This is a genomic window from Acidocella aquatica (assembly GCF_030160635.1).
Lineage (GTDB): Bacteria > Pseudomonadota > Alphaproteobacteria > Acetobacterales > Acetobacteraceae > Acidocella > Acidocella aquatica.
Genome location: NZ_BSOS01000013.1, coordinates 130,976 through 141,430 on the forward strand (window position 1 = coordinate 130,976; position 10,455 = coordinate 141,430).

Genomic DNA, 10,455 nt, shown 5'->3' on the forward strand with positions numbered 1-10,455 from the left:
TCAGAACAATAAAATCAGGAGACGAACATGGGTCGGGTAACAGGCAAGGTGGCGATTGTAACCGGCGGCAGCCGGGGGCTGGGCGCCGCGATGGCGCGGGATCTGGCGGCCGAAGGGGCGCATGTGGTGCTGACCGCCGGGCGCTCGGTGGAGGCCGGAGAAAAACTGGCGGCGGAAATTGGCGGCATGGCGTGTTTCATGCAGCAGGATGTGGGCAAGGCCGGGGATTGGGCCCGGGTCGTCGCCGAGACCGAGCGGCGCTTCGGGCCGGTTAGCGTGCTGGTGAACAATGCGGGGATTGTGATTCCAGCGACAACCCTGACCCAGACCGAGGCGCAATACCGGGAGATTTTTGAGGTGAACCAGCTGGGGCCGTTCCTGGGCATGCAGGCGGTCATCCCCTCGATGCGGCGGGCCGGGGGCGGCTCCATTATCAATATTGCCTCGATCGCCGGGTTGCGTGCGAGCGTGTCCTCAATTGCGTATGGCGGCAGCAAATACGCGCTGCGCGGCATGACGAAGACGGCGGCGGTGGAGTTCGCGCCGGAGGGAATCCGGGTGAATGTGATATTCCCAGGGTTTTATGAGACCGAGATGATGCTGAACGCCTCGCCGGAGCGGCGTGAACAGTTGATCGGCTCGGTGCCGATGGGGCGGATTGGCGCCCCGGAGGAGCTGTCCTCAATTGTGGTGTTTCTGGCCTCCGATGAGTCACGCTACACGACGGGGGCGGAGATTGCGGCGGATGGGGGGCTAACCTCCAAGTAGGGGTTTCGCGCATCAGCGCTATGAGCACGATACACTAAGTTTCAGCTAAGTTTGTTCGGGCAAGTTCCTCGTGACGCAAAAATCTGCGTTTCCAGAATGGAAAAGGAATTTATTCGTGAAAAGAACAAACGCTTATCTGGCTATCCTGTTTGGCATTTCAGCCGCGAGCGCCGCAATTCCCGCTTTTGCCTATACGGGCGAAAGCCTGGCGAAAGACGCCAAGATAACGATGCAGGATGCCCAAACCATCGCGCTGGCCGCCCAGCCGGGGAGCATCGTGGACAGCGAGCTGGAAAACGAGGACGGCGGTTCGGGGCTGCGCTACTCTTTCGATATCAAGCCCGCCGCCGGCGGTGCCACGCATGAGCTAGGTGTGGATGCGAAGACCGGGAAGCTTCTGGAAAACTCGGTCGAGGGCGCCAATCCCGATTAAATTGTGACGATCTCAGGTTCCCCACGCGCCGCGGGGGAACCTGAGTTCTGAATCCTCCAGCCTTATGATATGAAGCCGAAAAAACACAATCCGTTAACAAAATGGTTTTTCTTTGCTCAACGGATGACATAATTCAATAGATGTTAATCTATCATGAACGATACTCGAAGGGAGCATCATCCACGGCATAGAGCAGAGAGATAAAACATGACCGGATCGGAATATAGCAATCCGCGCACGCCAGAGGGCGAAATCTGGCTTGATATCTCACGGCTCCTGTATCGCGTTTTCCGTGGCAAGATCACGGGCATCGACCGGGTGGAGATTGCCTATGCCGAGCAGATCCTCAACGCCGTGCCCGCGCAGGCCAGATTTGTCGCCTATGATTACTGGCGCGGCTCGTTCCGCGCCATGCCGCAGGCGCAGGCGCGCGCGCTCGTGCGCGAGATCGGGCCTGCCTGGCGCGCGGGGGACATGGCCGGGGTGAGCCGCCGCTCGTTGCACGGGCTGCTGCGCAGTATATTCACCGCCCCCGCCCTGCCCCGCTACCGTGGCGGCGCGCGGCCGACCTACATCAACGTCTCCAACCATCCGCTACATCTGGTTGACCGCGTCGGCAGGATGACCGCGCGCACCGGCGCCGTTTTCATTCCGCTGGTGCATGATCTGATTCCGCTGGAGCTGCCCGAATATGTGCCGCCCGCGTGGATAGAGCATCACCGTTCGCGGCTGAAGACCATCGCGGCCCATGCCGATGGCATTATCTCCAACTCCGAATCAACGACGCAGGCTTTGCGCATGCATATACCACGGCTGCCGGTCGCCACCATTCCCCTGGGGGTCGGCACGCTCATGGCGCCCCCTGCCCCGGCGCCAACGTCACCCTATTTCGTGATGGTCGGTACCATTGAACCACGCAAGAACCATCTGCTGCTGCTGCACATCTGGCGCCGCCTGGTGCACGAATACGGCATCGGCGCGCCCGATCTGCACATCATCGGCCGGCGCGGCTGGGAGAATGAGCAGGTTGTCGATATTCTGGAGCGCTGCAGCGACATTGCGGGCCATGTGCATGAGCACGGCATGGTGGCCGATGGCGAACTGGCCAGTACGCTGGCGGGCGCGCGGGCGCTGTTGATGCCTTCCTTCGCGGAGGGTTATGGCCTGCCGGTCGTGGAATCGCTCGCCATGGGGGTGCCGGTCATTTGCAGCGACATCGGCGCGCACCGGGAAATCGGCAAAGGCGTACCTGAATTTCTTGACCCGCTGGACGGCCCCGCCTGGATGCGCATGATTATGGACTACGCCACCCCCCAGAGCGAGGCCCGGGCGGCGCAAAAAACCCGGCTGGCAGGCTGGCGCGCCCCCGCCTGGAGCGAGCATATGGCGGCGGTGCTGGATTTCGCGGCCCGCGTGGAGCCGCGCCGGCCGGCGCGTCAGTCCACCTGGTCACGGATGATGTTGGCAACCAACGTGAGCAGCACCCAGGCGATGAAACCCGCCAGCGCGGTCTCCGCCGTGGCCAGCCAGCGCACCGGATAGGTGGAGGCAACCGGCAGGTTGGGCTGCACGAAGGTTTCCAGATAAATCGACTTCTGCGCCGCGCTGTTGCGCGCGTTTTGCAGGTTCAGCAGATCGCTGTCGTAGAGTTCTTCATCAAGTTTCTGCCTCTCCACCAGGGTGTTGTAGCCGCTCAACACGCTCGCCAATGTCTGCGTGCCGCCGCCAGCACTGGCCAGCGCCGCCCCTACATGGCTGATTTGCGCCTGCGTCGCCGCGATGCGGGCGCGCAAGGTCTGCACCTGGGGTGAGGCATCCGTCTGGCCAAGGCTGGTGAGCGAGGCCAGGGTCGCCTGGTCCTCGGCGAGGCGGCTGCTCAGGCCTTCGTCCACCGAGGAGGTGGCGGCCGCGGTCATCTCTGGGAACAACACGCTGTATTGGTTGCGGTAGCTGGCGAGATTGGCTTCATCAGCCAGCAACGCGGCCTGCGCCGCATCCGCTGTCTGCGCCGCATATGCCAGCGAATTTTGCCGCGCCTGCAACGACATTTGGTTAACCAGCGCCTCGGAGCTGGCAAGCACCGCCCTGGCCACCGTCAGCGCGTCAGCCGGGCTGAAGGCGCGCACCCGCACCGTGATGACCCCGGAGCTGAGATCAAAATACGGATGCACCATGGATTGCCAGTAGAGCAATTGTTTCTCCGGCGGCTGGCCGGGGGTGAGGCGGCTGAGCCAGTCGGCGCGGGGGCTTGCGAAAATACGGTCCAGCGAGAGGCTGGGCGCCAGGTCGGCGAGAATCTGGTGGCTGCCGATATATTGCTGCACGACCTCGGAATCCTCGATCATTGCCAGCATCGGGTTACCGCCGCCCAGGCCGGAGATGATTGAATTCTGCCCGCTTGTCTCCGGCGCCTGCTGGCGCACAAGCAGCTTGAACTCGCTGACATACTGGCCCGTGGCGCAGCCGTATTCATAGCCTGCGGCAACGATGCCTGGCAGCACGGCGCAGGCCAGGAAGGAGATGGCCCGCGCATGCCGGCGCAGGCGCTGGCGCAGCGAATACACGCGAGCAGCGCCGCCCGGCGCGTGTGGGCGCGCCAGGGGCAAGCTCTCTTGCCGCCGGTCCGTTCCGGCGAGACCGATCAGATCGTCAATGTCCATAACTCTCTCCTTGCCGCTTGTTCATATCGCCGCCACCAAGCTGGCATTGCTGGTGCCGCTCGATCGCGGCGTTCAGATCGTCGAACAATTCCAGCCGCCCCTGGTGGAGCACGGCACCCATGTCGCACCAGGCGCGAATCGTGCCTTCATCATGCGAGACGATCAGCACATCAGAAGCTGCTGCGCGTTCCTCGAAAGCTTCCAGGCATTTGCGGCGGAATCGAGCATCACCCACGGCGGTCACCTCGTCGATGAGGTAGAGGTCGAAGGTGATGGCGAGGCACGCGCCAAAGGCGAGGCGCGCCATCATGCCCGAGGAATAGGTCCCCACCTTCTCGCGGAAATAATCGCCCAATTCGGCGAAGCGCTCCACATAGTCCAGCGCGGCGGCCTCAGGTGTATCGTAAACCCGCGCCAGAAAGCGGATGTTCTCCCGCCCGCTCAGATGCGGATGGAACGTGCCGCCAAAGCCGAGCGGAAAGCTGACACTGCCCGCGCGCTGGATCGAGCCTTTATCCAAGCGCTCCACCCCCGCGATGAGCCGCACCAGCGTGGATTTTCCGGCACCGTTGGCGCCAAAAATGCCGATGCTGCGCCCCGCCGGGAGGGTTAGGGTGACATCATCGAGGATAACCCGCCGCGCATGACCGGTTTTGTAGACCTTGCGGGCGTTGCGCAGCGTAATCACAACAACTGCCTCAGGCGTTTGCGCAACACCTGCTCCAGCCCCAGGCCGAGCAGCAGGCTGAGCAACACCCAGGCGGTCAGATAGCGCGCGTCGATCCAAAAAGGATGATATTCCGGATAGAAGCCGGAGCGGAAAATCTCAACGCCCTGCAGGATCGGATTCCACTCCAGGAAGCCGCGCGCGTAATCGGGCATGGAGATCGGCGAGTAGTAGATGCCCGAGGAGAAATACAACAGGCGCACGATGGAGGCAAAAACCGTTTCCCAGGAATGGAAGAAATTCTGGACCACCATGTTGACCGCGCCGATGCCCATGGCGAGGCCCGCGAGCAGCAGGATTGCGGCGGCGCAGGTAAAAAGATGCGCCGGAACCGCGCGATAACCCGCCGCGCCGAAGGCCGCGAACACCACCATGCCGACGACGATCTCGGTCATTAAGTTGAGGAAGGTTTTCGAGAAAATAACATCGGTGGTGCGCACATTGGGCAGCATGAGCACGGCGCCGCTCGCGGCGCGGGCGCTCATCACCTCGTTGGCGATGTGCGAGAACATCAGATACGGCAGCAACCCCGTGCAGTAATATTCAAACAGGCTGGTGCCGACCGGCGGCGGCCCCTGATTGATGAGCGCGAACATCACCCCCAAGGTCAACAGATGCGAAACCGGCTCGAAAATGGCCCAGAGATAGCCCAGATGCGCGCGGCTGTAGCGCGTGCGCATGTCACGCAGCACCAGCGCGTGGATGACCCGCCCGCGCGTGGCCACGAGCCGGCGCCAGCCGCGCGGGCGCGCGCGCACCTGTTTGCGGGCCCGCGCCTGGCTCCAGCCGGCGAGCGTTTGCGCCAGCGCTTCGTCCACGGGCGCTGCGCTGAAACCGATCTGTTTGGCAAGATGGCTGTAATGCCGCTCGATTTCCGCATCGCCGGGGGCGAGATCGCGGGCGCGCGCCGCCTCCTGATACGCGGCGCTCAGATCGCCCAGCGCCTCATGATTGCCGCTGGCGGCCCGCGCGATGCGGGCATCGCCAGGGAAAAGCGTGGCCGCGATGCCAAGCTCGGTCAGCGCATCGCCATAGCGCGCGCGGGCGGTGAGCAGCGAGGCCAGATGCAGACGGTACCCAGCGTTGGCGGGCTCGATTTCAACGGCGTGGCGGATTGCCTCGATGGCCCTGTTCGGCTGGCCCGAAGCCGCCATCGCCACCGCGAGCATGTGCCAGCCCGCCGCCGTGGCTTGGCCCGCGCTGACATGGGCGGCCAGATGCGCAATGGCCGCCGCGTATTGCTGTTGGGCCAGTTGCAGCGAGGCCAGATGCAACTGCGCCTCCGCCGCCCCGGGCGCCAGCTCCACAGCGCGGGCGGCAAGCTGCCCCGCCTCCTCCAACTGCCCCATTGCCGCCAAAAATCCGCTTAAAATCCGCAGGGTGAGAAAGTCTCCGGGCGCCAGGGCGTCGGCGGTGCGCAACAGGGCAACGGCTTCGTCCCGCTGCCCCCCCGCGAAGAGAATTTCCGCCTGCGCGCGCAGGGCGGGAAGATTTCGCCGGTCGCGCCGCACGGCCTCGATCTCGGCGGCGAATAACCCGCCCTCCATCAATACGGGGCGCCGAAGTTACGGGGGATGCCCGCGACACCGCTGATCCCCGAGATGGTTTGCAACACCTTGGAGACATCGGCCACCGGCGCATCGCTGACGTAGATGACATCGCCAGGGCGTACCACGAAGAGATCGGCGATGAAGAAACCCTCGGCCTGGCTGAGGTCGAGCTGATACACGCTCTGCGCCGCCCCGGCCTGGCGGCGGTAGATGAACACACCGCGCGGGGCTGCCAGATTGTCCTGCAGGCCATAAATATCGGCCAGCGCCTCCACCAGGGAGATGTTCGCGGAATCATAGGGGAACAGGCCAGGGTGGTTCACCGCGCCGAAGGCGTAGAATTCCAGGCGGCGGGGCAGCAGCAGCACGGCATCGCCGGGGGCAATTGGAATGTCCAGCGCGGAATTGCCGGTTATGCAGCTCAGCGGCGCCTGCGCCCGCGCGCCGCCACGGCTGACCCGCACGATGGTATCATAATCGGCCAGGCGCGAACCGCCCGCCAGCGCGATCAGGTCCAGCAGGCTTTGCGCGCCGGCTGTGAGCGGATAGGCGCCAGGGCGGTTCGCCTCGCCCTGCACGATGACCGTGCCGGAGACCGCCTGCGCGTCCAGCACCGCGGCCTGGATGTTATGCCCCTGCCCCGCCAGCACGGCCATGATGGTGCGCTCCACCGAAAGCGGCGTGCGCCCGGCGACGGCCAGCGCGCCAACATAGGGCAGTTCCACCATGCCCGAGGGGTCAACCCGCAGCGACACATCCAGCCCCGGCGGAGAGAGCAGAGTCGTGCCCGCCGGGTTGGGCTCCCATAAGGTGACATGCAGGAGATCGCCGATGCCGATGCGCCCCAGCGGCAGGGCGGAAGGCAGTGCGGCGAAGGCGCTCAGGGCCGCGGCGGCGGCGCCGTCACCTGATGCCTGATTAAGCGCGCGGGCGGTATCCTCGGTGAGGGTCATAAAATTATAGCCCGCGTCTCCGGCGGGCGTTTTGGCGGCGGCGCCGCTGTTGATGACCGCGCCGGTGGACGGCCCCGCCTCGGGCAGCGCGGCGCAACCGGCCAGCAGGGCGCTGCCGCCCAGCGCCAGCAGCCGCAGGCAGGCGCGGCGCGTGGAGAGGGCGCGGCTCATTCCGCGGCTTCCTGAAGCATCACGCTTTCGCCGGGGGCAAATGCCGCCGCGCAGCCGTTGGCCTCCAGATAAACCCGCGCGTTGGTCTGCGTGTTATACGCAAGCTCGGGGACACACCCGCTCGCCCGCCCGCGCGCCGCGATCCGCCCGGCAAGCTCCGCGTAATTGCCGATGTCGAAGAACTCGATCAGCTCTGGGTGATAGCGCGCGTAAGCCCGGAAGGCGGCGGTGCGCGAGGCGATGACCCGCGTACCCATCTCAAGGGCGATGGAGATCGGCCCGGAGCTGGACTGCCCAACCTCCACATAGGGAAACACCGCCGCGTCGCACAACGCCATGGCGGCGGCGAACGCGGAGTCAGACAAGGCGCCCATGAAATGCACCCGCGCGCGCAATGTCTCCGGGTGTTCGGCGATAAGCCGCGTTACATCCCCGCCCGGCGCGAGGGCAAGGCCGCTCTCGCGCAGATGGTCGAGCGGCGTCTGGCCGATCCGCGCGGCTTGCAGAAGTTTGGCGATATAGGGGTCTATGCCCTGCTCGCGCCGGATGCCCTGTGGATGCACGCCGCCGAAAATCAACAGATGGTAATTCTCCGGCAGAAAATTCAATGCGCGGATCGCCGTCTCAAAGCCTTTGTAGGAGGAGAGGAAACCAAACGTGCCGATCAGCTTCGCGTCGGCGGGCAGGGTCTCGATCAACGAAAAATCGTTGCGGCGCGTGCGCCGGCGCAAGCCCCATGCCTCGGCGTGCGCGATGAAGGAGAGCGGGTGGTGGAATACGTTATTTAACCGGAATATATCGCGCATCATGCGCATATCGCGCTTGGCATGCACAATAACCGAAACCGGCTTGCGCGATTGCAGGCGGCGCAGATGCCCATGAATACCCTGGCTCAGCACGCGGCTTTTCAGCGATGCGCCGATCGCCTTGAACATGGCAATGATCTTGCCTTTGCCAAGCAACCTGCCCATCAGCTCATAGGGCAGGTCTTCGCCGATCAGCACCGTATGCATCGTCACGGAAAGTGCGGGCGCGGCGTTCGCCAGAATCCGGAAGCGGCGGATGATATCGCCGCTGGTACGCCCCAGCGTGCCATATTCCAGCTGGATGTTCACGCTGTCATACCCACGCAGCGCGCGGGCAATCTCCAAGATATGCTCATCGGCGAGCCTGCGCACGCGCCGGTGGGTGCTTTTCAGTAAATATTGGTCGAGATCGAAAATCTGCAAATCCACATGCGGGGCGAGCTGTTTTTCAATCGCCCTGGTGTATCCCGCGATGCCGCAAAGCTCGTCGTAAGTGCTTACAATCGCAATCCGGGGGCGGCTCTCTGAATGTCGCTCTGCGGACATCGGGAATCTCCTATCGTCATGTTCAGGCGGCGTGTTTTCTCAGGCCAGAACTTCGCTCAACATATTTGCCCAGGTCTCTGTTTTGAATTCCTGCGCCCGCGGCGCCGGCCGCGTGCGATACGCGCCGTAGGAAACATTTTTATCTTCAATGACCTCGCCTATGACATCACAGGTCGCACGCAGATAATCACGCGCCTTCGTAACCGTTTCCCAACCGATATCATCAAGCACCAGAATACCGCCCGGCGCCACCAGGGGCAGCCAATCCTTCACATCGGTCAGGGCCTGGCCTTCCGCGTGTGAACCATCGACATGCAACAGGTCGAAGCGATAACCGCGCATCGCTTGAAACGCGCATCTCGCTTCATCGGAAGGCAGCTCGATCAGTTTCACCACGCCGGCAAGCCCGCAGTCCATCACAGCGGAGACAAAACCCAGCTTGATCTTGTTTAAATCAACCTCACGCCACCACTGGTCGTTCTCCGCGCTGGTCGCCTGCTCCACCGCCACGCTGTTGCTCCAGGGTTCGATGGCGTAGACCATGGCGCCCGGGCGGTTACGTGCCGCCAGGGCCATCGGGATCAAGGATTTCCCGCCGTAGACGCCGATTTCGCCGATTCGCGTACCGCTCATATTGGAGACCAGTTCAACGAGCCACAGCGCCTTGCTCAAAGTACACCATCCTTCGAGTTGCGGCAGAAGCGCGCTGATGTAGGCTGGCAGATCAGCCCCGGTGGAATCCGCCGGTGCGATCAGGGAGCGTGTATTTTGCCCGGCCCGCAGCGCATCGATGACCGCCTCGCGCTCACGCACCACGGCTTCGCGCTCGCGCACGGTTTCCTCGCGCGCCCGCACAACAGCCTGCGTCTCGCGTATCACGGCCTCGTGCCCGGCCAGCATGGCCTGATACATAACGGCCTGCTGTTCCAGCAATGAAGTGCAATCCTTCACCACCGCATTGTCTGCTTCGGAGCCAAAAACCCGATCCATCAAGCTGCTCATGGACATATCCCTTTTAAACGCGGCCATAATTATCCTCCAGACGCACGATATCGTCCTCACCCAGATAGGCTCCGGCCTGCACCTCGATAACGGTAAGCGCGATCCGGCCAGGATTTTCCAACCGGTGAACACATCCGGCAGGCAGGTAAATGCTCTCATTTTCACCGAGCATAATGCTGATGTCATTGCGCGTTACCATCGCCGTGCCCTCCACCACCACCCAATGCTCGGACCGGTGAAAATGTTTCTGCAACGACAATTGTTGGCCCGGCATAACGACAATCCGCTTCACCTGAAAGCGGCCGCCATTGCTCAGGCTTTCATAAAATCCCCAGGGGCGGGTATGCACCCGGCTTACCCCAGGCGTCAGCGCCTCCTGCGGCGCGGCAACGCCGCACTCGGCAAAGGCGGCATCGCGGCTGAGCTGTTCCACAACGGCAAAGCGATCCTTGGCATTGGCTTCCATGCGCAAACCTCCAACGGTTGATATGCGCAGTTCTACCGGCAACATCTTAATCAACGGCTAACGGAATGCCGCAAAACAGCAACCGGCTATTCGAAGTTAAGAATTGGCGGCATGTTGGGGCGGCAAATTCGCCCGGTTTTTAAGCGATGATCTTCACGCGGCAATAAAAGGCAGCAGCCCAGGCCACGGCACAATGGCCCGCATACGCACCTGCGGGTGCGCAACCTCGCCCGCCGGGCGAGGTCGTTTTAGCGCACAATCGCTTTATGGGCGAACAAATCTCCCGGCGCGCGCTTGCGGCGTTACTTCTTCCCCCCGAGTCCCGCCTCCATGGCGGCGACGGCGGAGAGGTTGGCGATGCCGCGGGCGGTTA

At 63.3% G+C, this 10,455-nt stretch carries 9 protein-coding genes and 1 pseudogene; 3 read left to right on the top strand and 7 right to left on the bottom strand.

The window, feature by feature from the left end:
* The first annotated feature begins 27 nt into the window (after positions 1–27).
* The 3 genes from QQJ84_RS05075 to QQJ84_RS05085 all read left to right on the top strand — a co-directional run bounded on the left by QQJ84_RS05075 (position 28) and on the right by QQJ84_RS05085 (position 2,743).
* The gene (locus QQJ84_RS05075; RefSeq protein ID WP_284257011.1) at positions 28–768 is read left to right on the top strand and encodes an SDR family NAD(P)-dependent oxidoreductase; all 741 of its coding nucleotides are present in this window, start codon (positions 28–30) and stop codon (positions 766–768) included.
* Between the two features lie 115 nt (positions 769–883).
* The gene (locus QQJ84_RS05080; RefSeq protein WP_284257012.1) at positions 884–1,201 is read left to right on the top strand and encodes a PepSY domain-containing protein; all 318 of its coding nucleotides are present in this window, start codon (positions 884–886) and stop codon (positions 1,199–1,201) included.
* A gap of 207 nt (positions 1,202–1,408) precedes the next feature.
* Positions 1,409–2,743 (top strand): glycosyltransferase family 4 protein, encoded by a 1,335-nt coding sequence (locus QQJ84_RS05085; protein ID WP_284257013.1) that lies wholly within the window; start codon positions 1,409–1,411, stop codon positions 2,741–2,743.
* On the opposite strand, the gene QQJ84_RS05090 is transcribed toward QQJ84_RS05085, so the two are convergent.
* The 7 genes and pseudogenes from QQJ84_RS05090 to QQJ84_RS05120 all read right to left on the bottom strand — a co-directional run.
* On the bottom strand, positions 2,638–3,861 hold the full coding sequence (locus QQJ84_RS05090; protein ID WP_284257014.1) for a hypothetical protein: 1,224 nt from the start codon (positions 3,859–3,861) through the stop codon (positions 2,638–2,640). The genes QQJ84_RS05085 and QQJ84_RS05090 overlap by 106 nt on opposite strands.
* Positions 3,851–4,549 (bottom strand): ABC transporter ATP-binding protein, encoded by a 699-nt coding sequence (locus QQJ84_RS05095; RefSeq protein ID WP_284257015.1) that lies wholly within the window; start codon positions 4,547–4,549, stop codon positions 3,851–3,853. The genes QQJ84_RS05090 and QQJ84_RS05095 overlap by 11 nt, the downstream gene beginning before the upstream one ends.
* Complete coding sequence (locus QQJ84_RS05100; protein ID WP_284257016.1) at positions 4,546–6,135, bottom strand: ABC transporter permease; 1,590 nt, start codon at positions 6,133–6,135, stop codon at positions 4,546–4,548. Before QQJ84_RS05100 ends, QQJ84_RS05095 begins: the two co-directional genes overlap by 4 nt.
* Positions 6,135–7,262, bottom strand: a complete 1,128-nt coding sequence (locus QQJ84_RS05105) for a polysaccharide biosynthesis/export family protein (protein WP_284257017.1) — start codon at positions 7,260–7,262, stop codon at positions 6,135–6,137. The genes QQJ84_RS05100 and QQJ84_RS05105 overlap by 1 nt, the downstream gene beginning before the upstream one ends.
* Positions 7,259–8,614 (bottom strand): glycosyltransferase family protein, encoded by a 1,356-nt coding sequence (locus QQJ84_RS05110; protein WP_284257018.1) that lies wholly within the window; start codon positions 8,612–8,614, stop codon positions 7,259–7,261. Before QQJ84_RS05110 ends, QQJ84_RS05105 begins: the two co-directional genes overlap by 4 nt.
* Before the next feature lie 39 nt (positions 8,615–8,653).
* A complete protein-coding gene (locus tag QQJ84_RS05115; protein WP_284257019.1) occupies positions 8,654–9,616 on the bottom strand; it encodes a class I SAM-dependent methyltransferase in 963 nt (320 codons plus the stop codon).
* A gap of 13 nt (positions 9,617–9,629) precedes the next feature.
* Positions 9,630–9,956: pseudogene (locus tag QQJ84_RS05120) on the bottom strand (cupin domain-containing protein); the annotation flags it as partial.
* Between the last annotated feature and the right edge of the window lie 499 nt (positions 9,957–10,455).

Excerpts from the sequence above, each read along its gene's own strand:
- QQJ84_RS05075 (WP_284257011.1), top strand. The coding sequence starts at position 28 with ATGGGTCGGGTAACAGGCAAGGTGGCGATTGTAACCGGCGGCAGCCGG.
- QQJ84_RS05100 (WP_284257016.1), bottom strand. The coding sequence starts at position 6,135 with ATGGAGGGCGGGTTATTCGCCGCCGAGATCGAGGCCGTGCGGCGCGAC.
- QQJ84_RS05115 (WP_284257019.1), bottom strand. The coding sequence starts at position 9,616 with ATGAGCAGCTTGATGGATCGGGTTTTTGGCTCCGAAGCAGACAATGCG.
- QQJ84_RS05105 (WP_284257017.1), bottom strand. The coding sequence starts at position 7,262 with ATGAGCCGCGCCCTCTCCACGCGCCGCGCCTGCCTGCGGCTGCTGGCG.
- QQJ84_RS05090 (WP_284257014.1), bottom strand. The coding sequence starts at position 3,861 with ATGGACATTGACGATCTGATCGGTCTCGCCGGAACGGACCGGCGGCAA.
- QQJ84_RS05085 (WP_284257013.1), top strand. The coding sequence starts at position 1,409 with ATGACCGGATCGGAATATAGCAATCCGCGCACGCCAGAGGGCGAAATC.
- QQJ84_RS05110 (WP_284257018.1), bottom strand. The coding sequence starts at position 8,614 with ATGTCCGCAGAGCGACATTCAGAGAGCCGCCCCCGGATTGCGATTGTA.